At 71.5% G+C, this 24643-nt stretch carries 25 protein-coding genes; 11 read left to right on the plus strand and 14 right to left on the minus strand.

All coding sequences use genetic code 11. The features are described 5' to 3' along the window. Window positions 1-118: 118 nt before the first annotated feature. A complete protein-coding gene (locus tag DPM19_RS29650) occupies window positions 119-1897 on the minus strand; it encodes a bifunctional metallophosphatase/5'-nucleotidase (protein ID WP_233510920.1) in 1779 nt (592 codons plus the stop codon). A 140-nt stretch (window positions 1898-2037) separates the two neighbouring features. Between DPM19_RS29650 and mshD the strand changes: the two genes are divergently transcribed. The 5 genes from mshD (at window position 2038) to pstB (ending at window position 6950) form a co-directional block, all read left to right on the plus strand. Further along, window positions 2038-2889: a mycothiol synthase gene (gene mshD, locus DPM19_RS29655; RefSeq protein WP_111871496.1), complete on the plus strand. Its 852-nt coding sequence runs from the start codon at window positions 2038-2040 to the stop codon at window positions 2887-2889. Between the two features lie 180 nt (window positions 2890-3069). After that, window positions 3070-4173, plus strand: coding sequence for a phosphate ABC transporter substrate-binding protein PstS (gene pstS, locus DPM19_RS29660; RefSeq protein ID WP_111871376.1), 1104 nt, complete (start codon window positions 3070-3072; stop codon window positions 4171-4173). Window positions 4174-4277: 104 nt separating this feature from the next. Beyond that, the gene (gene pstC, locus DPM19_RS29665; protein WP_233510922.1) at window positions 4278-5261 is read left to right on the plus strand and encodes a phosphate ABC transporter permease subunit PstC; all 984 of its coding nucleotides are present in this window, start codon (window positions 4278-4280) and stop codon (window positions 5259-5261) included. After that, window positions 5258-6160, plus strand: coding sequence for a phosphate ABC transporter permease PstA (gene pstA, locus DPM19_RS29670; protein ID WP_111871378.1), 903 nt, complete (start codon window positions 5258-5260; stop codon window positions 6158-6160). The genes pstC and pstA overlap by 4 nt, the downstream gene beginning before the upstream one ends. A gap of 13 nt (window positions 6161-6173) precedes the next feature. Further along, window positions 6174-6950: a phosphate ABC transporter ATP-binding protein PstB gene (gene pstB / locus DPM19_RS29675; protein WP_111871379.1), complete on the plus strand. Its 777-nt coding sequence runs from the start codon at window positions 6174-6176 to the stop codon at window positions 6948-6950. An 85-nt stretch (window positions 6951-7035) separates the two neighbouring features. Here pstB and DPM19_RS29680 read toward each other — a convergent pair whose 3' ends face one another. Continuing rightward, window positions 7036-8193, minus strand: coding sequence for an inorganic phosphate transporter (locus tag DPM19_RS29680; protein WP_111871381.1), 1158 nt, complete (start codon window positions 8191-8193; stop codon window positions 7036-7038). Beyond that, entirely contained in the window at window positions 8190-8807 is a 618-nt protein-coding gene (locus DPM19_RS29685) for a DUF47 domain-containing protein (RefSeq protein WP_111871382.1), read from the minus strand. Before DPM19_RS29685 ends, DPM19_RS29680 begins: the two co-directional genes overlap by 4 nt. A 294-nt stretch (window positions 8808-9101) precedes the next feature. On the opposite strand from DPM19_RS29685, the gene DPM19_RS29690 reads away from it, so the two are divergent. Next, window positions 9102-9305, plus strand: coding sequence for a heavy-metal-associated domain-containing protein (locus tag DPM19_RS29690; protein ID WP_111871384.1), 204 nt, complete (start codon window positions 9102-9104; stop codon window positions 9303-9305). Window positions 9306-9381: 76 nt separating this feature from the next. On the opposite strand, the gene DPM19_RS29695 is transcribed toward DPM19_RS29690, so the two are convergent. The 3 genes from DPM19_RS29695 to DPM19_RS29705 form a co-directional block, all read right to left on the minus strand. Continuing rightward, on the minus strand, window positions 9382-9573 hold the full coding sequence (locus DPM19_RS29695; RefSeq protein WP_325050303.1) for a hypothetical protein: 192 nt from the start codon (window positions 9571-9573) through the stop codon (window positions 9382-9384). A 144-nt stretch (window positions 9574-9717) separates the two neighbouring features. Continuing rightward, on the minus strand, window positions 9718-14352 hold the full coding sequence (locus DPM19_RS29700; RefSeq protein WP_146779043.1) for an AAA family ATPase: 4635 nt from the start codon (window positions 14350-14352) through the stop codon (window positions 9718-9720). 60 nt (window positions 14353-14412) lie between these two features. Continuing rightward, window positions 14413-14946: a gamma carbonic anhydrase family protein gene (locus tag DPM19_RS29705; RefSeq protein WP_267900923.1), complete on the minus strand. Its 534-nt coding sequence runs from the start codon at window positions 14944-14946 to the stop codon at window positions 14413-14415. A 176-nt stretch (window positions 14947-15122) separates the two neighbouring features. Between DPM19_RS29705 and DPM19_RS29710 the strand changes: the two genes are divergently transcribed. Then, complete coding sequence (locus DPM19_RS29710) at window positions 15123-16115, plus strand: coiled-coil domain-containing protein (protein WP_111871388.1); 993 nt, start codon at window positions 15123-15125, stop codon at window positions 16113-16115. 89 nt (window positions 16116-16204) lie between these two features. Beyond that, on the plus strand, window positions 16205-16747 hold the full coding sequence (gene def / locus DPM19_RS29715) for a peptide deformylase (RefSeq protein WP_111871389.1): 543 nt from the start codon (window positions 16205-16207) through the stop codon (window positions 16745-16747). Here def and arfB read toward each other — a convergent pair. The 3 genes from arfB to DPM19_RS29730 all read right to left on the minus strand — a co-directional run bounded on the left by arfB (window position 16738) and on the right by DPM19_RS29730 (window position 19060). Further along, window positions 16738-17163 carry an alternative ribosome rescue aminoacyl-tRNA hydrolase ArfB gene (arfB, locus tag DPM19_RS29720; protein WP_111871390.1) on the minus strand — a complete coding sequence of 142 codons (426 nt, stop codon included), beginning with the start codon at window positions 17161-17163 and terminating at the stop codon, window positions 16738-16740. The two genes, def and arfB, sit on opposite strands and share 10 nt — an antisense overlap. 79 nt (window positions 17164-17242) lie before the next feature. After that, on the minus strand, window positions 17243-17509 hold the full coding sequence (locus tag DPM19_RS29725) for a hypothetical protein (RefSeq protein ID WP_111871391.1): 267 nt from the start codon (window positions 17507-17509) through the stop codon (window positions 17243-17245). A 12-nt stretch (window positions 17510-17521) separates the two neighbouring features. Continuing rightward, window positions 17522-19060, minus strand: coding sequence for a potassium/proton antiporter (locus DPM19_RS29730; protein WP_233510924.1), 1539 nt, complete (start codon window positions 19058-19060; stop codon window positions 17522-17524). A 119-nt stretch (window positions 19061-19179) separates the two neighbouring features. On the opposite strand from DPM19_RS29730, the gene DPM19_RS29735 reads away from it, so the two are divergent. Continuing rightward, window positions 19180-20007, plus strand: a complete 828-nt coding sequence (locus tag DPM19_RS29735) for an oxygenase MpaB family protein (RefSeq protein WP_111871392.1) — start codon at window positions 19180-19182, stop codon at window positions 20005-20007. A gap of 71 nt (window positions 20008-20078) precedes the next feature. Here DPM19_RS29735 and DPM19_RS29740 read toward each other — a convergent pair whose 3' ends face one another. Further along, complete coding sequence (locus DPM19_RS29740) at window positions 20079-20843, minus strand: crotonase/enoyl-CoA hydratase family protein (RefSeq protein WP_111871393.1); 765 nt, start codon at window positions 20841-20843, stop codon at window positions 20079-20081. A 7-nt stretch (window positions 20844-20850) separates the two neighbouring features. After that, complete coding sequence (locus DPM19_RS29745) at window positions 20851-21624, minus strand: SDR family oxidoreductase (protein WP_111871394.1); 774 nt, start codon at window positions 21622-21624, stop codon at window positions 20851-20853. A gap of 348 nt (window positions 21625-21972) precedes the next feature. On the opposite strand from DPM19_RS29745, the gene DPM19_RS29750 reads away from it, so the two are divergent. Together DPM19_RS29750 and DPM19_RS29755 are read left to right on the plus strand one after the other, a co-directional pair. Beyond that, window positions 21973-22173 carry a DUF2795 domain-containing protein gene (locus DPM19_RS29750; RefSeq protein WP_111871395.1) on the plus strand — a complete coding sequence of 67 codons (201 nt, stop codon included), beginning with the start codon at window positions 21973-21975 and terminating at the stop codon, window positions 22171-22173. Window positions 22174-22381: 208 nt separating this feature from the next. Beyond that, window positions 22382-22804, plus strand: a complete 423-nt coding sequence (locus DPM19_RS29755) for a CBS domain-containing protein (protein ID WP_111871396.1) — start codon at window positions 22382-22384, stop codon at window positions 22802-22804. A gap of 170 nt (window positions 22805-22974) precedes the next feature. On the opposite strand, the gene DPM19_RS29760 is transcribed toward DPM19_RS29755, so the two are convergent. From DPM19_RS29760 to DPM19_RS29770, 3 genes are read right to left on the minus strand one after another with little or no spacing between them, the layout of a single operon-like run. Further along, entirely contained in the window at window positions 22975-23733 is a 759-nt protein-coding gene (locus DPM19_RS29760; protein WP_111871397.1) for a metallophosphoesterase family protein, read from the minus strand. After that, window positions 23730-23984 carry a BON domain-containing protein gene (locus DPM19_RS36540; protein ID WP_111871398.1) on the minus strand — a complete coding sequence of 85 codons (255 nt, stop codon included), beginning with the start codon at window positions 23982-23984 and terminating at the stop codon, window positions 23730-23732. Before DPM19_RS36540 ends, DPM19_RS29760 begins: the two co-directional genes overlap by 4 nt. Next, window positions 23981-24550: a nucleotidyltransferase gene (locus DPM19_RS29770; RefSeq protein ID WP_111871399.1), complete on the minus strand. Its 570-nt coding sequence runs from the start codon at window positions 24548-24550 to the stop codon at window positions 23981-23983. The genes DPM19_RS36540 and DPM19_RS29770 overlap by 4 nt, the downstream gene beginning before the upstream one ends. Window positions 24551-24643 lie beyond the last annotated feature (93 nt).

A 24643-nucleotide genomic window follows, 5' to 3' on the forward strand; every position in this document is an offset into this window, starting at 1 on the left:
TCGCCACCGCCGATTTTGGAACGTTCTCTTGGAACGACCGGCAGGAACGGGCCGAGGACGCCTCCCGGAGAGATCCAGGAGACGCCCTCGGCTCGGTCCTGCCCTGCGGGCCCGGAGGTCAGCCGGTGACCGTGATCCGGTTCGTCGCCGGCGGCGCGATCGGCGAGTTCGCCCCCAGGTAGTCGACGAACGCGTCGATGTCGAGCGGCCCGCTCCACAGGTTCGTGCCCTGGGTGAAGACCGAGAAGCCGTCACCCCCGCCGACCAGGAAGTTGTTGGCCGCCACCCGGTAGGTGGCCGTGTCACTGATCGCCACACCGTCGATCTTGATGTCCGAGACCCGCGAGCCGATCGGCTGCGCCGGGCTCATGGTGTAGCTCAGCGACGCCGACGGCTGCAGGATGCGGGTCGCCGTGGGCTGCCACTGCTGCTCCAGCAGCGCGTCCAGCTGGGCTCCGGTGAGCGTCACCACCTGCATCAGGTTGTTGAACGGCTGGACGGTGAACGCCTCCCCGTAGGTGACGACGCCGTTCCCCTCCGAACCGCTCTGCGCGTAGGTGAGGTCGGCCCGGACGCCGCCGGGGTTCATCAGCGCGATCTGCGCGCCGCCGCCGGCCTTGGTGGCGGCGAGCTGGGCGTCGGCGATCAGGTTGCCGAGCGGGCTCTCGCCGCTGGGGGCCGCGGCCCGCGACAGGTCGGCGGTGATGTCGCCGATCTTCCGGTTCGCCACCGTGGCGACCCGGTCCTTCCAGGTCTGCACGAACGTGCTGATCGCCGGGTCGGGCGCGATGTCCCGGGTGACGATCTGGTTGTTCGCCTGGACCGTGGAACGGACGATGTCACCCGACCGGCGGTCCACCTTGAAGTCCACCTGGGTGATCACCCGGCCGAACGAGCCGCCCTGGCTGTAGAGGCGGTCACCGCCCTTGGGGTCCTTCACCGTGCACAGGTACGCCTGGTGGGAGTGGCCCGCCAGGACCATGTCGATCTCGGGGTCGACCTTGGTGGCGATCTCGGTGCCCAGGCCCGGGACGGTGTTGCAGGCGTCCGGTGACTGGGTGCCCGCGGGCTGGTCGCCCTCGTGCACCAGCATCACCTGGGCCTCGACGTTCAGCAGCTTCAGCAGGTAGGAGCCGAAGTTGGCGGCCTTGACCTCGTCGGTGAAGGTGAGGTCCTTGATGCCCTCGGCCGTCACGATGTTGGGGGTGGTCTCGGTGACCGCGCCGATGAAGCCGACCCGCACCCCGTTGATCTTGCGGACGGTGATCGGCGGCAGGGCCGGGATGCCGTACCGGGCCAGTTCCTTGGCCAGCTTCTTGCGGGAGATGCCGTTCAGCGCCTCCATGCCCGGCACTGGGGGCAGCTTCTTCGCGTCCTTGAGGAGCACGTTGGCGCCCAGGTAGGTGAAGTCGGCGCCCTTCCACTGGCCGGCGGGCGAGCAGCCGTCCACCGGGTGGCAGCCGCCCTTGATGATGCGCAGCAGTTCGGCGTAGCCCTCGTCGAACTCGTGGTTGCCCACCGCCGAGGCGGTCACGCCCACCTTGTTGAGGAACTCCACGGTCGGCTCGTCGTGGTACGCCGCCGAGACCAGCGGGGTGGCGCCGATCAGGTCGCCCTGCGCGACTTTCAGCGTGTTGCGGTCGGTCATCCGGTTCAGCCAGGCCGCGGCGTAGGCGGCGCCGCCCGCGTCGACGGTCGCGCCGTGCTCGTCGACCATGCGACCCGAGGAGCCGGTGGGGGGCTCCAGGTGGCCGTGGAAGTCGTTGAGCGACAGCAGCCGCACGGGCACGGTGTCGTCCGGCCGGCCCGGCTTGGCCGCGGCGGGACCGGCCACCGCGGTACCGCTGGCGAGCGCCAGCGCGGTCGCCGCGCAGACCGCGGTGATACGTCTTCTCATCATGATCCTTGTCGCCGGAGGTGGCATCTCATCCGCACCCTAGGGAGCAAAGGTGGACAGGGCTTTGTCGGGAGATGACGGCATACAGGCGGTTCGTTCGTCCAGATTCCGTCGTATGCGCCGGGGTTAGGCTGGTGATCATGATCGAGGCACACGCGAACCCCCCGCACGACGAGGTGTCCGCGCTGGTCGAGGCCGCACGGCGGCACGACGGCGTGGCCCCCCTGTCCGAGCAGTCGCTGCTCTTCCTGCGGCACGGCGGCGACGGGCTGGGGCTGACCCTGCGCACCGCCGGCGGCGCGCTCGCCGGGTACGCGCACCTGGGCGGCGGGGCGGGCGAGCTGGTCGTCCATCCGGAACACCGCCGGCAGGGGCACGGTACGGCGCTGCTGCGCGCCCTGCTGGACCGCGAGCCCGGCGTGCAGGTGTGGGCGCACGGCGACCTGCCGGGGGCCACGGCGCTGGCGGAACGGCTCGGGCTGGAACGGAGCCGGGTGCTGCTGCAGCTGCGCCGGCCGGCCGCCGACCCGCTGCCGCCGTTCGAGCTCGCCCCGGGGGTGGCCGTCCGCGCGTTCGAGCCGGGCCGGGACGAGGAGCGCTGGCTGGAGGTCAACCGGCGGGCGTTCGCCGACCACCCCGAGCAGGGCGCCTGGACGCTCGACGACGTGCGCAACCGGGAGGCCGAGCCGTGGTTCGACCCCGCCGGGTTCTTCCTCGCCGAGCGGGACGGCCGGCTGCTCGGGTTCCACTGGACGAAGGTCCACCCCGGCGGTGTCGGGGAGGTGTACGTGGTGGGCGTCGACCCGGCGGCGCAGGGCCTGGGGCTGGGCCGCGCGCTGACCCTGATCGGGCTGCACCATCTCCGCGCGGCCGGGCAGCGGCAGGTAATGCTGTACGTGGATGAATCCAACCGAGCGGCCGTAAACCTGTACGAATCACTGGGTTTTGCCCGCCACGCCGTGGACACGATGTACCGGCACCTGGGCTGTTAACCTTACGGCCATTCCCAGGCGAGGCATTTTTCCCAGCTACGCCCGGCCCAGTTCACCCTGTGTTCACCTAGACCAGGGTGCCTGGTCACCTCCCCTGCTTAGCGTCAACGCGTCGGTGGCCCCAACCCCTTGACTAACACGCGGGGATCCACCGCTCTACGACTAAGAGGAGTATCCCCGGTGAAGAACGGCTCTCGGCTGGCCGCCCTGGGCGGCGTGGTCGTCGCGGCAGCACTGACGCTGTCCGCCTGCGGGTCCGACGACAACACGGCCCCCGGTGCGTCCAACGCCCCCACTGCCAAGATCGACTGCGCCAAGGGCACGGTGAACGCCGCCGGCTCCAGCGCGCAGAAGAACGCGATCGAGGAGTGGACCAAGCTCTACGCGCAGGCCTGTGCGGGCGCCCAGCTCAACTACAACCCGAGTGGCTCGGGCGCCGGCATCCAGGCGTTCACCCAGAACCAGGTCGCCTTCGCCGGCTCGGACTCGGCACTCAAGGACGACGAGGTCGGCCCGGCCAAGCAGCGCTGCGGCGGCAACAACGCGCTGAACCTGCCGATGGTCGTCGGCCCGGTCGCCGTCATCTACAACGTGAAGGGCGCCGACGGCATCCAGCTCTCGCCGAAGACCCTCGCGGGCATCTTCGCGGGCAAGATCAAGAAGTGGAACGCCGCCGAGATCAAGGCGGAGAACTCGGCCGTCACCCTGCCGGACGCCGACATCAAGACCGTCCACCGCGGCGACGAGTCGGGCACCACCGAGAACTTCACCAAGTTCCTCCAGGCGACCGCCGGTGACGTGTGGACCTGGGAGCCCTCCAAGAAGTGGGAGGCCCCCGGCGGCCAGGGCGCCAACAAGTCCGACGGTGTCAGCACCGTGGTGAAGCAGACCGAGAACTCGATCTCCTACGTCGAGCTCTCCTACGCCACCAACAACAAGCTGCAGACCGCCAAGGTCCAGAACGGCGCGGGCGAGTACGTGGCCCTGTCCCCCGACAGCGCCTCCAAGGCCCTGACGGGCGCCCAGATCACGGGTACCGGCAACGACCTGGCCCTGAAGATCGACTACGCCACCAAGAGCCCGGGTGCCTACCCGATCGTCCTGGTGACCTACGAGATCGTCTGCGAGAAGGGCCTCCCGGCCGAGCAGGCGGCCTTCGTCAAGTCCTTCCTGACCTACACCTCCAGCGCTGACGGTCAGAAGGTGCTCACCGACCTCGGGTACGCGCCGATCCCCGGTGACGTGCTCACCAAGGTCCAGGCCTCGGTGAAGGCTCTGTCCTGACCGAACACGAGCCCGCCGACCGCCCCGCCGCCGAAGAGATCGGCGGCGGGGCCGGTCTGGATTCCGGGCCAGTCGTCTCGCCGAGGAAGCAAGGAGGCACCCCTGTGACCAGCGACACCGGCGTCGAGTCCTCCGTCGCCGCCACATCCGCCGGCGCCGCCCAGCGCCGCATGAGCACCGGCCGGGCCGGTGACAAGATCTTCGCCAATGGGGCCCTCGGCTCGGGCGTCCTGCTGCTCGCCATCATGGCGGCCATCGCGGTGTTCCTGATCTGGAAGGCGATCCCCGCACTCCAGGCCAACGAGGCCAACTTCGTCACCGACCAGGAGTGGAACCCCAACGCCGCCCCGCCGACGTTCGGCATCGCGCAGCTGGCGTTCGGCACCGTGATCTCGTCGTTCCTGGCGCTGATCATGGCCACTCCGGTGGCGATCGGGATCGCCCTGTTCATCACCTACTACGCGCCCAAGCGGCTGGCCAGCGGGCTCGGCTACATCGTCGACCTGCTCGCCGCGGTGCCCAGCATCGTCTACGGCCTGTGGGGGCTGACCTTCCTGGTCACGAAGATGGACGACGTCGCCGTCTTCCTCAACGACTACTTCGGCTGGATCCCGCTGTTCGGCGGTGACAGCGTGGGCGGCCGGTCGATCTTCACCGCCTCGGTGGTGCTCGCGATCATGATCCTGCCGATCATCTCCTCGATCAGCCGGGAGGTGTTCGCCCAGGTGCCCACCGCCAACATCGAGGCGGCGCTGGCGCTGGGCGCGACCCGCTGGGAGATGATCAGGATGGCGGTGCTGCCGTTCGGCCGGTCCGGCATGATCAGCGCCTCCATGCTCGGCCTGGGCCGGGCGCTGGGCGAGACCATCGCGGTCGCGATGGTGCTCTCGACCGCCGCGGGGATCAGCATCCACGTCCTCAAGGACGGCGGCAACACCATCGCCGGGAACATCGCCAACAGCTTCGCCGAGGCCAGCGAGACCGGCCGCGGCGCGCTGATCGCCTCGGGTCTCGTGCTCTTCCTGATCACCCTCATCGTCAACATGGGCGCGCGGGCGATCGTCGCCCGTCGCAAGGAGTTCGTGTGAGCGCCAAGACCGCCCCCGGGCCCGCGCCTTCGCTGCTCGGTTCCATCTCCCCCGGCCGCAAGATCAAGGACAAGGTCGTCCAGGGCCTGGTCTACCTGGCCTTCGTGATCGCCATGATCCCGCTGGTGTCGGTGCTGTGGATGGTCATCACCCGGGGCGTCGCCCGGCTGGACATGACCTTCTTCACCAAGTCCATGAACGGGGTCGCCGGCCGGGACGCGGGCGGCGGCGCCTACCACGCGATCATCGGCACGCTGGAGCAGGTCGCGATCAGCACGGTGATCGCGGTGCCGCTCGCCATCCTCACTGCCATCTACCTGGTCGAGTACGGCCGCGACAAGCGGCTGGCCCGGGTGATCAGCTTCTTCGTCGACGTCATGACGGGCATCCCGTCCATCGTCGCGGGCCTGTTCATCCTCGCGCTGTGGCTGCTGACCTTCGGCTTCTCCTTCTCCGGCTTCGCCGGCTCGCTGGCGCTGACGATCCTGATGCTGCCCACGGTGGTGCGGGCCACCGAGGAGATGCTCAAGCTGGTGCCGAACGACCTGCGCGAGGCGTCGTACGCGCTGGGCGTGCCGCGCTGGCGGACGGTCTGCTTCGTCGTCCTGCCCACCGCGTTCACCGGCATCGTCACCGGCGTCATGCTGGCGGTGGCCCGGGTGATGGGTGAGACCGCCCCGCTGCTGCTGACGATCTTCGTCACCAAGGCGATCAACAACAACCCGTTCGAGGGCCCGCAGGGCGCGCTGCCGACGTTCATCTGGGACCAGGCCAGCGACCCCAACACCAACGCCATCGACCGGGCCTGGACCGGGGCGCTGACCCTGATCGCCATCATCATGCTGCTCAACCTGGCCGCCCGGATGATCACCCGCCGGCGCAAGATCGCTTCCCGATAGGAGTATCGAACTCATGGCCAAGCGGATCGAGGTCTCCGGCCTCCACGCCTACTACGGGCAGGTCCATGCCATCGAGGACATCTCGATGACGATCGAGCCGCGCTCGGTCACCGCGTTCATCGGCCCGTCGGGCTGCGGCAAGTCGACCTTCCTGCGCACCCTCAACCGGATGCACGAGGTCATCGACGGCGCCCGGGTCGAGGGCAAGGTGATGCTCGACACCGAGGACCTGTACGGCAGCAGCGTCGACCCGGTGGCGGTCCGCCGCGTCATCGGCATGGTCTTCCAGCGCCCCAACCCGTTCCCCACCATGTCGATCTACGACAACGTGGCGGCCGGGCTCAAGCTCAACGGGGTGCGCGGCAAGGGCAAGCTGGACGAGGTGGTCGAGCGGTCGCTGCGCGGCGCCAACCTCTGGAACGAGGTCAAGGACCGGCTGAGCCGGCCCGGCGCCGGCCTGTCCGGCGGGCAGCAGCAGCGGCTGTGCATCGCCCGGGCGATCGCGGTGGAGCCGCAGGTGCTGTTGATGGACGAGCCGTGCTCCGCGCTCGACCCGATCTCGACGCTGGCCGTCGAGGACCTGGTGGCCGAGCTCAAGAGCCAGTACACGATCGTCATCGTCACCCACAACATGCAGCAGGCCGCCCGGGTGAGCGACCGCACGGCGTTCTTCAACATCGCCGGGACGGGCAAGCCGGGCAAGCTCATCGAGATGGACGAGACCAGCAAGATCTTCACCAACCCGACCGAGAAGGCCACCGAGGACTACATCACCGGCCGCTTCGGCTGATCCCCGGTTGCCGCGAAACAACGATGGCCGTCCGGGACACCCCGGACGGCCATCACATTTCGGTCAGACCACTACTTGGCGAACGTCAGGCGCCGAAGAAGTGCACCACCGCGTACACCACGGCCGCCACCAGACCGGCCATCGGCATGGTGAGCACCCAGGCCAGCACGATGTTTCCGGCCACTCCCCAGCGCACCGCGGACAGCCGCTGGGTCGCCCCCGCACCCATGATCGCCGAAGTGATCGTGTGCGTGGTGGAGATTGGAGCGTGCCATATATAGGCGGCCGAGTAGAGCACGATCGACGCGGTGGACTCGGCCGCGAAGCCCTTGGGCGGGTCGAGTTCGATCACCTTCCGGCCCAGCGTGCGCATGATGCGCCAGCCGCCGGCGTAGGTGCCCGCCGACAGCACCCCGGCACACGACAGGATCACCCACAGCGGCACGGACTGGCCGTCCGAGTGCCCGGTGGTGACCAGCGCGAGCACGATGATGCCCATGGTCTTCTGCGCGTCCTGCAGGCCGTGCCCCAGCGCCATCGACGCCGCCGACAGCGACTGCGCGATCCGGAACCGGCGCCCCACCCGCCGCGGGTTCGACCGGCGGAAGATCCACAGGATCGCGACCATCACCAGGTACGCCAGCAGGAAGCCGACCACCGGCGACACGATCATCGGGATGGCCACCTTGTCGAGCACCGTCGACCAGCTCACCGACGACGCCGAGGCCAGGCCGGCGCCGACCACGCCGCCGATCAGGGCGTGCGAGGACGAGGACGGCAGGCCGAAGTACCAGGTGATCAGGTTCCAGGTGATCGCGCCCAGCACCCCCGCGGCCACCACCGTCAGCCCGTGCAGCCCCGCGGGCGGGGTGATCACCTCGCTGACCGTCTTGGCGACCTGGACGCCCAGCAGCGCGCCCAGCAGGTTCATCAGCGCGGCCATCACCAGCGCCGCCCGCGGAGTCAGCGCCCGGGTGGAGACCGAGGTGGCGATCGCGTTGGCCGCGTCGTGGAAGCCGTTGGTGTAGTCGAACCCCAGGGCGATCAGCACCACCAGGACGAGGACCGCCGTCTCCCAGCCGGTCCGCAACCCGACGAGCGACGCCCCGGTGACCGCCAGGACGCCGATCAGCAGCGCCAGCCAGGCCTTGGCCGGAACCCGCCGGGTGGCCTGCTCGCTCAGTGACGGAGTCCCCTCCCCGCCCGGTTTGGCCAGCACCCTCGCTCCGCCCGGCGTGCTCATGACTCCTTGACCGCGATGGTCTCGATGGTGTTGGCCACGTGCTCGAAGGCGTCGGCCGCCTCTTCCAGCCGGTCGATGACCTCCTTGAGCTTCATCACCGTCAGCGCCTCGTACTCGCCGCTGAACAGGTGCGCCAGCAACCTGCGGTACACCCGGTCGGCCTGGTTCTCCAGCCGGTTGATCTCGATCCAGTACTCGTTGAGCTCGCGCATGGACCGCAGCCGGGGCATGGCCTCGGCGGTCAGCTCGGCGGCGCGTTCGAGCACCTCCACCATCTGGACGACGTCCTTGGGGAACTGCTCGATCTGGTAGAGCACGACGAGATCGGCCGCCTCCTCCATGGCGTCCATCACGTCGTCGATCATCCCGGCGAGTCGGTAGATGTCACCGCGGTCGAACGGGGTGATGAACGTCTCGTTCAGCCGATGCATGATCGCATGGGTGAACTCGTCACCCGCGTGCTCGCAGGCACGCATCTTCTCCGCGATCGCGGGCCGATCGGCGTCATCGCTGATGAGCTCGACGAGCAGCCTGGCACCGATCACCAGGTTGTTCGCGGAGTCCGCGAACATGTCGTAGAAGCTGTCTTCACGAGGCGTGAGACGCAAGCGCACGTCGTACTCCTGAAATGCCGGAACAATCCGCGTTGGATGTTAGGCGCAACCGGTCGGAAAAAGAACCTTCGCCCCCGCGTCGATCAGCCGCAATCATCCTCTCACCTCCATGCTTGCCCCAGCTCAGGGGCAGCACACCGTCATGATTGACGGACGGCCCACCGCCCGGGCGCGGGGCTCCGTATCCTCCGGGCGGGCTGCGTGGCACCGGTTTCGGGCCTCCCCTCGGTGGAGCCATATACCCTTTGGGGGTATATGGTGGGTCGCAACCGCTTACAGAGGGAAAGACGGGAAATGAGTGAAGTTCGTTACAGCGTGCCCGGGATCAGCTGCGGGCACTGCGTCTCCGCCATCGGCGGCGAGGTCCGCCAGGTCCCCGGAGTGACCGACGTCACCGTGGACATCGGCACCAAGCTGGTCACCGTCCAGGGAAACGGGCTCGACGACGCGGCCCTGCGCGCCGCCATCGACGAGGCGGGTTACGAGATCGCCGGCTGACCCCGGCGGCACGCTCGGAGGCACGGGAAGCGGGGCACGTCCGCGGATGGGACCCGCCCCGCCGCCCGGGTGAGCGTCATTCTGGTGGCGTCGACTCGCGACGACCGGTCACGTGATTGACCCCGAGCACCATGTCGATCTCCGCGAGCGTCAACGGCTGGTCGGCCGAGGCCACCGCGCTGAGCATCTCGGAGTAGAGCTCGATCTCATCCAGCGCGACACGATCGTGGACGCGCAGGTCGAGACTCTGCTGGCGCACCGCGTCCACCTCCGATCGTTCCCCACACTTGCCAAGAGGTTACGCGCCGCATACCGCGCGGCACATGACCCAAGAGGGCCATTCGATGGCCACCCCTCGGAGGGGTACTTCCCCAGATTTCGGGTCATAGGCGTGCCCTCCGGACGAAGGGGGTCAGCCGTTGCGGTGTAGTCCGCCGAGGATCTGCTCCATAGTGGATTCGGGCAGGTCACGAACGCTGAGCCGGGCCACGGTGGCAGCGCTGACGTCCGCCCCGGAGAGCCGGGCGGCCTGCCGGGCGACGGTCCCCTCGAAGATCTGGCGCACCGTGCGGGCGTGCGCGAAACCCGGCGAATCGCGCATCCGGCCGAACCTGGCCAGCAACTCCACCCGCAGCTCCTCCTCCAGCAGGTACAGGTCGCGCTCGGCGTACCGCTGGAACAACTGGACGAGCTGCCGGTCGCCCAACCCCGGGAACTCGACGACGGAGCCGAACTCCGCGCAGAAGGCGGGGCTGGCGCCCAGGAAACCGTCCATCTCGGCCGCCGGGCTGGTGCACACCACCATGAAGCCCTCGCGCCGCTCACCCATCAACCGCAGCAGCTCCGCGACCACCTCCGGCGACCGGTCCAGCCGGTACGCCTCCTGGATCAGCAGCACCCCGCCCATGGCCTGATCGACCATGCCGGTGACGCGGTTCTCGGTGTCGAGGGCGTCCCGGCCGGCCAGGTGCACCGGGCGGCAGGCCACCACATGGCCGGAGGTCAGCAGGCCCAGCGCCGCGTAGATCCCGCCCAGCAGCCCGGCCACCGTGGCCTTGCCGGTCCCGGGCGGGCCAAGGAAGATCAGGTGCCGCCCGGAGCCGGACGAGACGCCGTGCCGGACCCGCTCGGCGGCCGACCGCGCGTCCTCGACCAGATCCCCGACGGTCCGCTTGACCTCCTCCAGGCCGAGCAGGCCGTCCAGCTGGCGCAGGTAACCGTCGATGTCGCCGGGCGGGCGCAGCGCGGGCTCGATCGACTCGGCCACGCCGGCGAAGTCCTCGGCCGCCAGCGCCGGCCGGTCGCGGGAGACACCGGACCGGGAGACATGCCGCTGGACCGCCTGTTCGAGGTAGGTCTCCACCAGGCGGGCGTTGACCAGCCCGCCCGGGCCGCGCAGCCGGTCCAGATCGGCCTCGGCGGCCTCCAGCGCACCCGAACCGATCGTGACCCGGCGCTCGTCGGCCAGCACGTGCAGCAGGGTCATCCGCCGGTCCAGCCGGGTCAGGTCGGGCAGCCGGTAGACCCGGAACGACTCCACCAGCCGGGGGTGCTCCTCGGACAGCCGCTTGAACGCGCGGGGCTCGCAGGTCGCGATCATCGCGGTGAGCACCGCACGAGCCCTGCTCCGGCGGGTGTGCTCGGCCACCGCCGCCGGGTCGGCCGCCCCCAGGACCGCCGCGTCCAGCCCCTCGAACAGGGTGACCGGGGCGGGCCGCTCCAGCGCCGCCGACAGCCGCGGGTCGTCGCGCACGTCGTCTGCGGTGACGATGCGGATGGACCCGTCGCCCAGCCCGGTGTCGGCCAGGGTCAGCGCGATCATCCGGGCCAGCCGGCGCTGCCCGGTGTGCGGGCTGCCGACCAGCAGCACGTTCGGGGCGCCGGCCGAGCCGTCCACCCGGGTCGCGTCCGGGCTCGCCGGCGGCTCCACCGCGGCCGCGCCGGCCAGACCGTCGAGCAGGTCGGCCACATCCTCATCGCCGGAGACGAAACCGATACCGAACCGCTCGGTGACCTGCCTGGACACCTGCGCGGGCGGCGGCTCGATCTCGTGCACCGGCCGGGCGGGCGCCGGCGTCTCGTCCAGGAAGCCGAAGTCGCCGACCATCGTCTCGGACATGATGCGAGTGCCCGGCGGAGGCGCCGCACCGGCGCCCTCCTGCCCGTCGTCCTCGCGCAGCACCGCCGTCCGGGGCGGCACCGGCGGGCCCGGCGGAACGGGTCCGCGCACGCCCCCGTCGACCCTGGTGCCTTCGAGATCGTTCTGGCCGGGCCGCCCGGCGCCCTGGCCGGCACCGTAGGCAGGAGACCCGTGTTCCGCGCCCTGCGCCGGAGCGCCCTGGCCGGCACCGTAGGCGGGAGACCCGTGTTCCGCACCCTGCGAGCTCTCCGCCGGAGCACCCTGACCGGAGCCGTAGGGAGGAGACCAGTGCTCCGCGCCCTGTGGGCCCTCCTCCCCTGGAACGCCCTGGCCGCCGCCGTAGGGGGGCTGCCAGGACTCCGCGCCCTGCGGGGCCGCCCCGCGGGCGCCGGGTGGCGCGGCCTGGTCGGCGCCGTGCGGGGGTGACCAGTGCTCGGCGCCGCCGTGGGGGGCCGGCCCGGGGATGCCGGGCTGCGCGTTCCACTGGGCGTCGCCGGGCTGGTTCGGCCCGGGTCTGGCGGGCCCGCCGACCGGCGGGGCCTGGAAGCCCAGGGCGGTGTAGGGGACCGCGTGGTTCTCCTCGGGCTGCTCGTCCTCGGCGTCGGCGGGCTGCACGAACTGCTGGCCACCGCCCGGCGCCGCTTCGCCGCCCGGCGCGGGTGTCTGCGCGCCGGCCTGGCCACCCGGCCACCCGGCGGCGGGTCCGGGCGGCGCCTCCCCACCCGCCGCCCCGGCCCAGGGCTGACCGGCCCCGGCGCCCGGCATCGGCGACTGCGCGGCCTGCCACGCCTGGCCCGCCTCGGCACCCGGGGTCCCGGGCCACGCCTGGCCCGCCTCGGCGCCTGGCGCCCCCTGGGCTCCGGGCGTCTCCGCGCCGGCGGGACTCTGGGCCCCGGGCATCGGGGACTGCGCGGCCTGCCATGCCTCACCCGGTGCCCCCTGGGCTCCGGGCCAGGCTGGACTCGCCTCCCCCGGGGCTCCGGCGCCCGGCATCGGCGACTGGGCACCGGGCCAGGCCGGCCCGCCCTGGGCCGGTGCGCCGCCCGGGGCTCCGGGCCACGGTTGTCCCGCCTCGGCGCCCGGCGTTCCGGGCCACGGCTGGCCGCTTCCGGCGCCTGGTGCGGGGGGCTGCGCGCCGGGCCACGCCTGTCCGGCGCCCGGGGCGCCGGGCCAGCCCGGCTGCTGGGCTGCCGCACCGCCGCCCAGTGCGGGTCCGGCGGCCTGCGGAGCGCGGAAACCCAGCGCGGTGTAGGGGACCGCGTGGTTCTCCTCGCCCTGCTCCTGCTCGGCCGCGTCGCCGGCGGGGCCCTGCACGAACGGCCGGTCGGTGCCGGGCGGGTCGGCGGGCGGCGCACCCTGGGCACTCGCGAAGGGGGCGGGCGGCCCGCCCGCGCCCGGAGCGCCGAACGGGGGCTGCGGGGCGGCCCCCGGAGCGCCCGGCCAGCCGCCGGGGCCCGGTGCGGGGGGCGTCCCGGGCTGCCCCTGGACGGCCTGCGGGGGCGGGGTGACCGTGCTCGCCGCCGCGGCGGCCTTGGCCCGTTCGGCGCCGACGAGTTCGGCGAGGATCGCGGTGGGCACTGGGAAGCCGCGCGGCCGGGCGGGCATGCCGCCGGCCAGCCGGCACCAGGCCAGGTCGGCGGTGTAGGCGGCGGCGAGCAGCTTCTCACCGGCGTCGCCGAGCCTGCCGCGCAGCAGATCGGGCAGCCGGGCGTCCTCGGGCCAGAGCCGGCGCAGCGGGTGGCCGTGCTGGGTGAGCACGGCCTGCACCGTGTAGCGGACCTCGGGGTCGAGCCACGGGATGATCTGCCCCGCCACCTCCTGGCGGACGGTCGCCAGGTCGGCGGCCAGCAGCGACGCCGCGACCAGCCGGGGCTCGATGTAGGCCGGGTCGGCCGGGTCGCCGGCCGCCTTGCCGATCGCCCGGGCCAGGTCGTAGAAGGCGTGCCGGAGGTTGTCGCCCGGCGAGCTCTCGTCGCGGAGCGCGGGGGCCAGGTGCGGGGGGCAGCGGGTCAGCCACTGCTGGACCAGCGCCTGGTCGCCGTAGGCCAGCGCCCCGTAGTCGACGGTGGGGTTGTTCAGGGTGCCGCCGAGGATGGCGAGCAGCCCGTCCGCCCGGGCCTGGAAGCGGGGGTCGTCGCGGAGGATGCCGGCCACCGCCCACATGGTGCGCAGCAGCACCACGGCGGCGTCCACCCGGTTCGCGCGCAGCCGTTCGGCGTACAGCCCGACCAGCGCCTCCAGCGGGGGTGGCGTCAGCCAGCGCGGGCCGTCGATCGGGGGCAGTGGCTTGGCCCGGTAGGGGGACCAGATGCCGAGCATCTGCTCGTCCAGCCGGGAGTCGAACACCGGGGCGGCGCCGCACCAGAGCATGACGCCCCAGGCGACCGCGACGGTGCTCGGGGTGGTGGAGGAGAACAGCGTCCACCAGTGCGGGTAGTCGGTGGCGGGCAGCGCGGCGGCCGACTCGACGGTGGCCTTGATGCGGGCGGTCAGGTCGGGCGCGAAGCCGTGCCCGACGAACGGCAGCGCCATCGGGGGCTTGAAGGAGAAGTCGGGGCCGGCGGGCACCACGTGCGGTGGCAGGGCGGGCAGCTGGCCGGCCTGCTGGGCGGGGCGGGCCGCCTGCCGGGTGGCGGTGGCCCGGGGGGGCGGGCAGAGGTACCACTGCCCGTCGGAGCCGTGCCAGCGGTACCAGCGGGCCCACGCCCCGTACAGCCACCACGTGCCGTCGGGCAGGACGAGTACGCGCCCCGCGATCGCGTGCTGGCGCTGTTGCGGCGGAGCCGCCTGCCACCAGCCTGCCGACACCATCGCCTGTGTGTCGCGCTCCGCCGCCGTGAAGGGATCATCCTGCCCCATGGGCTGGTTGGGCGGCGGTGCGCCGACATAACCCGGTCCCCACACCACAGGGTTCATCGTAAGTGGATCGGCGACCCCAGCACCGCCCGCAATGGCGATGAATTCCGATTAGTCGGGCCGAGTGAGCCAGCGGGCGGCGCGGTGCCACTCGGCTCGCTGGACATAGGCCTCGCTCGTCTTCTCGAAGATCATCCGGTCCTCGTCGGTCAATTCTCGGATGATCTTGCCCGGGACTCCCGCGACCAGAACCCCCGAGGGGATCTGCTTGCCCGGCCCCACCAGGGCGCCCGCGGCGATCAGCGTGCCGGAGCCCACCCGGGCCCCGGTCAGCACGATCGCGCCGATCCCGACCAGCGAGCCCGCCTCGATGTGCGCGCCGTGCACCATGGCCTTGTGGCCGAGGCTGACCCCATCCTCGAGGATCGCCGGCTCGCCCGGATCGGAGTGCAGGCAGCTCAGATCCTGGATGTTGCATTCTTCACCGACCACGATCCGCTCGTCGTCGGCGCGGAGCACCGACCCGTACCAGACGCTCGCGGCCCGGCCCAGCGTCACCTTGCCGACGACCACGGCGCCCGGCGCCACCCACGCCTCGGGGTGGATCGTCGGCTCGTCCGGTCCCAGCGCACCCACATAGCTCATCCGCATATGGTGCCGGGTGTTCCGAAATCGCCACGCGGCCGGGTCCGGAGTTCCCAGTTCGGGGCGGGCGCCGATCCGGCGAAAGAAAACACCGCGAGAACCGGCATTCGGGTTGCGCGGATGGGGCCGACGGGACAAGAGTCATCCTGACGTCACCCTCGACCCCCCTTAGGCACATGAGCAACGAAGCCGAGATCCTGCCGAACCTCCTCCGCGATGAGCAGTTCGAAATCGTCATGCGCGGCTACAACCGCCGCCAGGTCGAAGAGGCCATCGCCCGTAGCCAGAACCAGATCCGCGACCTCGAGGCCCGGCTCAACCGTGCCCTGGACGATGTCGAGCGGACCCGCCGCGAGATGGCCGAGGTCCGTGAGGCCCGCAAGCCCACCGGCGACGACCTGAGCGACCGCCTCCGTCAGATCATCAACCTCGCCGAGGACGAAGCCAAGGACAAGTTGGCCGAAGCCGAGGACAAGGGCACCCAGATCCGCAAGGCGGCCGAGAGCGAGTCCCAGCGGATCATCGACGAGGCCCGCGGCAACGCCGACAAGGACCTCGCCACCGCCCGTAGCAAGGCCGAGCAGATCATGACCTCCGCCAAGAAGGAGTCCGAGAGCGTCCTGTCGGCCGCCAAGCAGGAGGCCGAGCAGACAGTCACCAGCGCCCGCCTGGAGGCCGAGCGGACCCTCACCCAGGCCGAGCGCCGCGCCAGCGTGATCAACGACGGGGCGACGCAGCGGCTCAACCAGCTCACCCGCAACCACACCCAGGCGCTGCAGCGGCTGACCGAGATCAGCCAGACGCTGAACTCGCTGCTCAAGGCCGAGGACGCCGCGGGGCCGCTGGAGAAGATGGTCGAGGACGCGATCAAGCCCTCGCCGCGCAAGCAGCCGGCACCCAAGCCCGCGCCGAAGCCCGCGCCGGCGCCCGCCGCCGTGGCCCCCGCGCCGGCGCCCGCACCGGCTCCGCCGGCCCCGCCCAAGCCCGTCTCCGCTCCGGCCCCCATCCCGGCAACACCGCTGGTCAAGGAGCCCGAGTCCGAGCCGGTCCCGGTCGAGCCGGCTCCGCAGATCCCGGCGCAGGCCCGGGTCAGCCCCGAGCCGCTGGCGGCGCCCCCGGCCCTGGCGCCCGCACCGGCACCCGCGCCCAAGCCGATCGACCCCAGCTAGCGCACCTCGTGGCGCCCCGGTCCGTGCGGGCCGGGGCGCCGCGCTCGTGTTCGACCGCTCCGGCACGTGTTTGGGTAGGTTGCTTTCTCATGAAGGCTCGCGGGACCGTACGGGCGATCCGGAAACTGGGCGACCCGGTGTTGCGCACCGAGTGCGATCCGGTGCGTTCCTTCGACGCCGATCTCGCCCGGCTGGTGGACGACATGTTCGCCTCCATGTACGCCGCGGACGGTGTCGGCCTGGCCGCGAACCAGATCGGGGTGGCGCTCCGGGTCTTCGTCTACGACTGCAAGGACGCCCAGGGCACGCGGCATGTGGGGCATGTGGTCAACCCGGTGCTGGTGGTCGAGGACGGTGGCACCGAGGTCGACGAGGAGGGCTGCCTCTCGCTGCCCGGCCTGCACTTCCCCACGCCCCGCCACGCGCACGCCGCCGTGACGGGCGTCGACATCGAGGGCCGGCCGGTCCAGGTCGAGGGGACCGGCTACTTCGCCCGCTGCCTGCAGCACGAGACCTCCCACCTGAACGGCGGCGTCTACATCGACTTCCTGTCCGGCGACACCCGCCGGGACGCCCTGCGCGCCGTCCGCTCCGCGGACTGGAACACCCCGCCCACGGGCGGTCAGTCGTAGCGGGTCGAGCGGTCGCGTTTGAGTTCGGCGCGGCGGCGTTTGTTCTCCAGGCGGCGCTCGCGCATGGCGCGGCTGGGGCGGGTGGGGCGGCGCGGCTTGGGGACGGGGGCGGCGGCGTCGTGCAGCAGCGCGGCCAGCCGGGCCTGGGCGGCCTGCCGGTTCTGCCACTGGGAGCGCCGCTCGGACGCCCGGACGGTGAGCACCCCGTCGACCAGCCGTCCGGCCAGCCGGTCGAGCATTCTCGGCCGGAGCGATTCGGGGATCGACGGCGAACCGGCGAGGTCGAAGCTGAGCTCGGCCGCGCTGTCGCTGGTGTTGACGTGCTGGCCGCCCGGCCCGGACGACCGGGAGAAACGCCAGCGCAGCTCGGTCACCGGGATGGCGATCGAGCCGCGGACGCGCAGCAAGCCAGACATATGGCCAATTATCCCTGCTTGATCAGGTTCCTGTCGCCGGATTTTCCACCGTCCCGGCCGGTGCTCTCCACCGAGGGTGTCACCCCAGGCCGAGTTCGGCCAGCCGGCGCTCGATCTCGGTGAGCCGGTCCGCGACGGACCGGCTCTGCAGCAGTTCGGCGAGCAGGTCGGCCTCGTCGCTCTCCAGGACGACACGGTGGGCCGGGGTGTCGGGGTCGTCGGCGTCGTAGACCAGCAGCGTGCGCCGGCCCGACTCCTCGGCGACGACCCCGACCTGCTCCCCGTGCCGGGTGCGGCCGTGGTGCACGGTTCCGGTGCCGGGAATGGTGCTGTGGGTGATCTCCATGCTGCCTCCTCGTCAGGGAGCGGTGGCGTACTGCGGCCCCTCCTCCCCCCGTTCCCCGTGCCAGTGCGCCAGCCGCCCGGCCCGGCCGACCGCGCGCAGCCGGCACTCGGCCGCTTCCCGGGTGGCGCTGGTGGTGACGATGAGCAGTTCGTCCCCCTCGCGCAGGTAGGTGGCCGGCTCGGGAACGAGGACGATGCCGTCCCGGATGATCAGGTTGACCGCGGCCGGGGCCGGCAGCCGCAGCTCGAAGATCTCCACCCCGCTCAGCCGGGAGCCGGGCGGCACCTCCAGGGTGAGCAGTTCGGCGCCGAGCACGTCCAGGGGAGCGGACTCGACCCGCACCTCGCGGGTCTGGTCGGACGGGGCGACACCGAGCAGCCGGGCCATGAACGGCAGGCTGGGCCCCTGCACCAGGGTGAAGATCGCCACGAGCACGAAGACGATGTTCAGCAGTTCCCGGCTGCCGGCCACCCCGGCCACCACCGGAAAGGTCGCCAGCACGATCGGCACCGCACCGCGCAGCCCGGCCCAGGAGATGAACGCCTGCTCCCGCCACCGGACGCGGAACGGGGGCAGGCAGGCGACCACCGAGAGGGGCCGGGCGACGAGCAGCAGGACGAGGCCGACGGCCAGGGCGGGCAGTACCGCACGCCCCATCTCGCCGGGATCGACCAGCAGGCCGAGCATGACGAACAGCCCGATGTGGGCCAGCCATCCGGCACCCTCGGCGAAGGACAGGCTCGCGGCGCGGTGCGGCAGCACCGCGTTGCCCAGCACGATCCCGGCCAGGTAGGCGGCGATGAAGCCGCTCCCGCCGGCGGCGCCCGCCGCGGCGAAGGCGATGACCCCCAGCCCGAGGGTGGCCAGCGGGTAGAGCCCGCTGGCGGGCAGCGCCACGTAGCGCAGCGCGGCCACCCCGATCCGGCTGACCGCCAGCCCGACCAGCGCGCCGAGCCCGAGCTGGTAGAGCACGTGCAGGCCGATCCCGGCCGGGGAGGACAGGTCGCCGCCGGCGCTGAACACCAGGACGAGGATCACCGCCGGGGCGTCGTTGCACCCTGACTCGGCCTCCAGCAGCCCGGCGACCCGGCGGGGCAGCGGCAGGGTCCGCAGCACGGCGAAGACGGCCGCGGCGTCGGTGGGCGCGACGATCGCGCCGAGCAGCAGCGCCACCCGCCACTCCATGCCGAGCAGCAGGTGGGCGCCGGCCGCGGTGACGAGCACGCTGACCACCACCCCGAGGGTGGCGAGCAGTGCCGCCGGGGCGGCCACCCGGCGCAGGTCGGACCACCGGGTGCCCAGCCCGCCCTCGACCAGGATCACCGCGAGCGCCGTGACGCCCAGCGTCTGCGCGAGCTGCGCGTCGTCGAAGTCGACCCCGAGGAAGTCCTCGCCGAGCAGGACGCCGAGCGCCAGGAAGAGCAGCAGGCCGGGCAGCCCGATCCGGGCGGCGGTGCGGGCCGCCGCGATGCTGCACAGCAGCACCAGACCGCCGTACAGCAGTACCGCGTACAGCTGGGACAGGTCCATCCCGTCCGCCGGCGCCGCCATCTCCACGTGTCCCCCCGCCCGGCCGTGTCCGCCTCGGAGGGATGTCGCTACCAGTGACGTTACCCATATGTCGGGTATGCACTCTGGTCCCGATGCAAGTACTTACTTACACTGGTCGCATGAGCGAGGGAATATTCAAGGACGGCGATCTGATCCGTGTCGTGGCGAGTGAAGGCATCCTCATCGCCTCCGGCGGTGCCGCGTCGCTGCTCCAGACCGCCCACCCCCAGGTGGGCCAGGGGGTCTACGACCACAGCTACACCGCGGCCGACCCGATGGGCCGGCTGCGGCACACGATGGGCTGGGTCTACACGGTGGTCTGCGGCAGGCGTTCGGAGGCCGAGCAGGTCAGCGCGCTGGTCCGCCGGATGCACGACCAGGTGACCGGCCCCGGGTACTACGCCAACGACCCGCAACTCCAGGTCTGGGTGTCGGCCACGCTCTTCGCGGTCGCCGCGCAGACGTACCAGTACGTCTTCAAGCGCACGTTCACCGAGGCCGAGCTGGAGGAGTACTACCAGCAGAGCAAGATCTTCGCCACGATCCTCGGCTGCCCCGAGGACGAGTTGCCCGCCGACTACCCCGCCTTCCGCGAGTACTACGCCAAGATGGTCAACTCGCTGGAGATCAGCGATGCGTCCAGGGCCGTCGCCGACCAGGTCCTGTACCCGAAACTGCCGTTCTTCCTCACCCCCGGCCTGGCGCTGATCAGGCTGCTCACGGCGGGCCTGATGCCCGCACCGATCCGCGAGCAGTACGGCTGGGCGTGGAGCCGGGGCCGCGCCCGCCGGTTCAGGCTGCTGATGAACGCCATCGCGCTGGTCTACCCGCGGCTGCCCCGCCGGGTCCGCTTCCTGCCGCGCGACGTGTACCTGCGCTCCACCCGCACGATGCTCACGAAGATGACGGACGCAAGGCCTCGCACCGTCATCCGTTCCACCGGTTGACCCGGGGTATCGGCCGGAACGAAAGGACGCCCGGACCATGAGCGGTCCGGGCGTCCTTTCGCGCGGGACGGTTACTCGCCCGACCAGTTGGGCTTGCGCTTCTCGGCGAAGGCCGTGGCGCCCTCGGCGGCGTCCTTGGAGCCGAAGATCGGGTTGACGATCTCGCCCTGCCGGGCGAACGACTCGGCCGCCGGCCAGTCGGCCGACTCGACGATGACCCGCTTGGACGCGGCCAGCGCCAGCGGCGCGTTCTCGGCGATCTTGAGCGCCAGTTCCCGCGCCACGGCCAGCGCCTGGCCGGGTTCGGTCACCCTGTTCACCAGGCCGAGCTCGGCCATCCGCGCCGTGCCGTAGTGATCGCCGGTGAGGACGATCTCCATGGCGATGTGGAACGGGATGCGCTGCGGCAGGCGGAACAGGCCGCCCGCCGCCGCGACGAGACCACGCTTGACCTCGGGAACGCCGAACTTGGCCTCGGACGAGGCGACGATCATGTCGCAGGACAGGGCGATCTCGCAGCCGCCGGCCAGCGCGTAGCCCTCGACCGCGGCGATGATCGGCTTGGTCGGGGGCTTCTCGGCGATGCCGCCGAAGCCGCGACCGCCGGACATCGGGTTCTCGCCGGTCAGGAACCCCTTGAGGTCCATGCCCGCGCAGAACGTCCCGCCCGCCCCGGTGATGACGATCACCGAGACGTCCTTGCGCTCGTCGAACTCGTCGAGCGCCTTGGCGATGCCCTCCGCGACGGCGCCGTTGACGGCGTTCTTGGCCTTCGGCCGGTTGATGGTGATGACGGCGACCGCGCCGTCGACCTCGACGAGGACTTCGTCCGACACTGCTACCTCACTTGGGCTGGAAGCGGATGCCGCCGTCGAAGCGGACGGTCTCGCCGTTCATGTAGTCGTTCTCGATCAGGGCCAGCGCCAGGTGGGCGAACTCCGACGCCTTGCCCATCCGCTTGGGGAAGGGCACCGGCGCGGCCAGCTTGGCCTTGAACGCCTCGGCGGCCTCGCCCTCACCGTAGATGGGGGTGTCGATGATGCCCGGGCAGATGGTGTTGACCCGGACGCCGATCGCGGCGAGGTCGCGGGCGGCCGGCAGGGTCATGCCGACGATGCCGCCCTTGGAGGCGGAGTAGGCGACCTGGCCGGTCTGGCCCTCAAGGGCAGCGACCGAGGCGGTGTTGATGACGACCCCGCGCAGGTTGTCGGCGTCGGCGGGCTCGGTCTTGGAGATCGCGGCGGCGCCGATCCGCATCAGGTTGAACGTGCCGATCAGGTTGACCTGGATGACCTTCTGGAAGGAGGCCAGGTCGTGCGGCGAACCGTCCCGGTTGACGGTGCGGCTCGCCCAGCCGATCCCGGCGCTGTTGACGACGACCCGCAGCGGGGCGCCGCTGTCGACCGCGGCCTGGACGGCGGCCTGCACCTGCGCCTCGTCGGAGACGTCCGTCTTGACGAACACCCCGCCGAGCTCGTCGGCCAGGGCCTTGCCCTTGTCCTCGTTCAGGTCGGCGACGACGACCTTGGCGCCCTTGGCGGCCAGCGCCCGGGCGGTGGCCTCGCCGAGGCCGCTGGCCCCGCCGGAGACGACGGCGGAAACTCCATTCAGATCCATAAGCAGCACCTTACTCCAGAGACCGAATGAGATTCGGAGGGATGTTACTAGGAAGTCACTTTACGGGTCACGTTCCGCGCCCGCACGGGCGGACACCACCGACGGGCGCCCGGGGAGGAACGCGAACGAACCACCAGCACAGTCACAGCCCTACCCCGGCCGGACCGCCGGCATGGCACCCCTTTTCCCACCGGTGAGCACCCCTCGTCGCGCCACCCCGGCCGGCGAGATCCACCCGAGGTGACGTGTTTCATCCGGTCCGCCAGCGGTAGGTCTGATTACGTACCGTTCATGATCGGTGACTGGAAGTAGCGACATGGACGGATAAGACCGAGAGGAGAAAGCCCAATGGCCAAGCAGGCCGAATTCATCGACATCCAGCGTTACCTCGCGGGGATGGACTACCCCGCCACCAAGGACCAGATCATCCGCCACGCCCGGTCCAAGGGCGCCAAGGGCGAAGTCCTGAACGCGCTCCAACGTCTCGCCGAGGGCGAGTACGACAGCCCCGCCAGCGTCAGCAAGGCGGTCGCCCAGCCGAGTCGCTGATCCTTCCCGTCCGGCCGGGGCATGACCCCGGGCCGGACGGAAACGACGCCGGGGTAGGACTCCGGCGAGCGACTTCGCGGAGCCCGGGCTGCGGCGCCAACGCTGCGGCCGGGGCTTCCGCTATTTCGACCCCCCGGGACGAGGCCGCTCGAATGACCCCGGGCCGCGCGGGTAGGGGGCCGTCCCCGAAGGACGAACAGGAGCCCCCATGGCACAGAAAGTGCGCGAAGTGATGACCGGTGCGCCGGTCACCGTCCGGCCCGACGCCGACCTGCGGACCGTCGCCCGGCTGATGCGGGACGAGGGCGTCGGTGACGTCCTGGTCACCACCGACGACGACCGGCTGCGCGGCCTGGTCACCGACCGCGACCTGGTGGTCCGGGCCATGGCCGAGGGCGGCGACCCCGAGCAGACCGCCGTGTCCGAACTGTGCAGCGGCCATCTCGCCGCCGTCGCGCCCGACGACGACCTGAAGAAGGTCGTCCAGCTCATGCGCGAGCACTCGGTCCGGCGGATCCCCGTGGTGGAGGACGAGCGTCCGGTGGGCGTCGTCTCCCTGGGCGACCTGGCGATCGAGCGCGACGAGGGCTCGGCGCTGGCCGACATCAGCGCGGCCAAGACCAACCGCTGAGCCGGGCTCGCCCGGCGGACGCCGCCACGAGCGGAACGGGCCGCCGTACGAGGCGGCGGCCCGTTCCACCACCGTGCGCGGGGCGGGGCCGCGCACGAGGTGCTGCGCGGCCGGGCCGAAACTCCACGAGGCGCCTCCGGCCACTCCGGCCGGAGGCGCCTTCGCTTCGCTCAGAGTGCGGCGGGAACCGCGTCCGGGCGGGTGTCGGCCGCGGACCCGTCGCCCAGGCAGTAGACGGCGTACGCGCGCCGCAGCACCGGCAGCGCCACGTTGCGGACCCGCACCCCGCGCGGGGTCAGGCCCTTCTCGCTGCCCTTGTGCGCGTGGCCGTGCACGGCCAGTTCGGTGCCCGCGGCGTCGATCGCCTCGGCCATCAGGTAGCTGCCGAGGAAGGGGTAGATCTCCAGCGGCTCGCCGGCGAGCGTGTCCTTGGCCGGCGAGTAGTGGGTCAGGGCCACCCGGTGGTCGACGTCCAGCCCGGTCAGCGCCTCGTACAGGCGGTGGGAGAACTCCTTGGTGTGCCGGACGAGCGCCTTCATCTCGGGCTCGCCGAAGTCGCTGGCGCAGCGCCCGGCGAAGCCGCCGCCGAAACCCTTGCCGCCGGCCACCCCCAGCCGCCTGTCCCCGCAGGGGATCACCGTGCCGTCGCCCTCCAGGACGGTCACGCCCGCCTCCCGCAGCACCTCGGTGATCTTGTCCTGCTCGTCGGAGTGGTAGTCGTGGTTGCCCAGCACGGTGATCACCGGGATGCCCACGTCGCGCAGCTCGTCGGCCGCGATCCGGCCCTCCTCGACCGTCCCGTGCCGGGTCAGGTCACCGGCCACCAGCAGGACGTCGGCCCGGTCGGGCAGGTCGGCGAGCCGGGCCCGGTACTCGCCCGCCACGTCCGGGCCGACGTGCAGGTCGCCGACCGCCGCAATCCGGATCATGAAATCGTCTCCTCCCCCTCGGGTTCGCGCACCGGGATGACCGTCACCTCGTTGTGCACCCGGTGGCCCGCCGCGGCGGTCCGGGCGACCTCTTCGACCAGCCGGCGGCGCTCCTCGCTGGCGACGTCGCCGCGCAGGTAGACCCCCTCACCCCGCACGTCGACGCGGATGCCCAGCTCGTGCGTCCGCTCGGCCAGCCGTTCCTGGATGTGCGCCGCCAGGTAGTGCGGCACCTCTACGTTGTCAGTCACGGGAATCCTCCGTCGATCACGTCGAGACGGTGGAGCAGTGTCAAGAACGCGTAGGCGTACGGGGAGTGCCCGGTCTCCTTGGCGACCTTTGCCCAGTCGACCTGCTCGCGCAGCGCGCGGCAGACGTGCAGGAAGTCGCTGAAGTCGCACGCCGTCTCGGTGTAGGCCAGCAGCCGCATGATCACCAGGTCCTCGGCGGGCAGCACCGGCAGCATCACCCCGGCGAGCCCCAGCTCGTCGGCCCGGCCCAGCAGCGCGTCGTCCACCGGACGGCCGGAGGGACGGTAGATCAGGTCGATCATCCGGTCGTCGTCGTGCACTTTGACCAGCCAGTCCTCCGGGCACTCGTGCGGTGTCATGCCCACCTTGGCGAGTGCGGTCAGCGCGGCCTCCGCGTCCTGCTCCCGCAGGACGAAGTCGACATCGTGCGTGGAGATCGCGGCACCGCGCGCGTAGGCGGCGAACCCGCCCGCCAGCGCGAACGGCAACTCCGCCTCCTTCAATACGCCGGCCGCCCGCTTCAGGCTGCGTACCAGCGGGTCGGCGGCCGGGTCCACATGCCCCATGCATCTCCCCTGTCCGTCGAGGTTGCGGAGGGGCGTACCCCCAGAAGCGAGTCACATTCACGGCCTTCCGGGTGAACCGACAAGATGGCGGCC

Origin of the sequence: Actinomadura craniellae (genome assembly GCF_003289645.1) — a bacterium.
GTDB lineage: Bacteria > Actinomycetota > Actinomycetes > Streptosporangiales > Streptosporangiaceae > Actinomadura_D > Actinomadura_D craniellae.

Excerpts from the sequence above, each read along its gene's own strand:
- DPM19_RS29650 (WP_233510920.1), bottom strand. The coding sequence starts at position 1,897 with ATGAGAAGACGTATCACCGCGGTCTGCGCGGCGACCGCGCTGGCGCTC.
- mshD (WP_111871496.1), top strand. The coding sequence starts at position 2,038 with ATGATCGAGGCACACGCGAACCCCCCGCACGACGAGGTGTCCGCGCTG.
- pstB (WP_111871379.1), top strand. The coding sequence starts at position 6,174 with ATGGCCAAGCGGATCGAGGTCTCCGGCCTCCACGCCTACTACGGGCAG.
- DPM19_RS29680 (WP_111871381.1), bottom strand. The coding sequence starts at position 8,193 with ATGAGCACGCCGGGCGGAGCGAGGGTGCTGGCCAAACCGGGCGGGGAG.
- DPM19_RS29690 (WP_111871384.1), top strand. The coding sequence starts at position 9,102 with ATGAGTGAAGTTCGTTACAGCGTGCCCGGGATCAGCTGCGGGCACTGC.
- DPM19_RS29705 (WP_267900923.1), bottom strand. The coding sequence starts at position 14,946 with ATGAGCTATGTGGGTGCGCTGGGACCGGACGAGCCGACGATCCACCCC.
- DPM19_RS29710 (WP_111871388.1), top strand. The coding sequence starts at position 15,123 with ATGAGCAACGAAGCCGAGATCCTGCCGAACCTCCTCCGCGATGAGCAG.
- def (WP_111871389.1), top strand. The coding sequence starts at position 16,205 with ATGAAGGCTCGCGGGACCGTACGGGCGATCCGGAAACTGGGCGACCCG.
- arfB (WP_111871390.1), bottom strand. The coding sequence starts at position 17,163 with ATGTCTGGCTTGCTGCGCGTCCGCGGCTCGATCGCCATCCCGGTGACC.
- DPM19_RS29725 (WP_111871391.1), bottom strand. The coding sequence starts at position 17,509 with ATGGAGATCACCCACAGCACCATTCCCGGCACCGGAACCGTGCACCAC.
- DPM19_RS29730 (WP_233510924.1), bottom strand. The coding sequence starts at position 19,060 with ATGGCGGCGCCGGCGGACGGGATGGACCTGTCCCAGCTGTACGCGGTA.
- DPM19_RS29735 (WP_111871392.1), top strand. The coding sequence starts at position 19,180 with ATGAGCGAGGGAATATTCAAGGACGGCGATCTGATCCGTGTCGTGGCG.
- DPM19_RS29745 (WP_111871394.1), bottom strand. The coding sequence starts at position 21,624 with ATGGATCTGAATGGAGTTTCCGCCGTCGTCTCCGGCGGGGCCAGCGGC.
- DPM19_RS29750 (WP_111871395.1), top strand. The coding sequence starts at position 21,973 with ATGGCCAAGCAGGCCGAATTCATCGACATCCAGCGTTACCTCGCGGGG.
- DPM19_RS29755 (WP_111871396.1), top strand. The coding sequence starts at position 22,382 with ATGGCACAGAAAGTGCGCGAAGTGATGACCGGTGCGCCGGTCACCGTC.
- DPM19_RS29760 (WP_111871397.1), bottom strand. The coding sequence starts at position 23,733 with ATGATCCGGATTGCGGCGGTCGGCGACCTGCACGTCGGCCCGGACGTG.
- DPM19_RS29770 (WP_111871399.1), bottom strand. The coding sequence starts at position 24,550 with ATGGGGCATGTGGACCCGGCCGCCGACCCGCTGGTACGCAGCCTGAAG.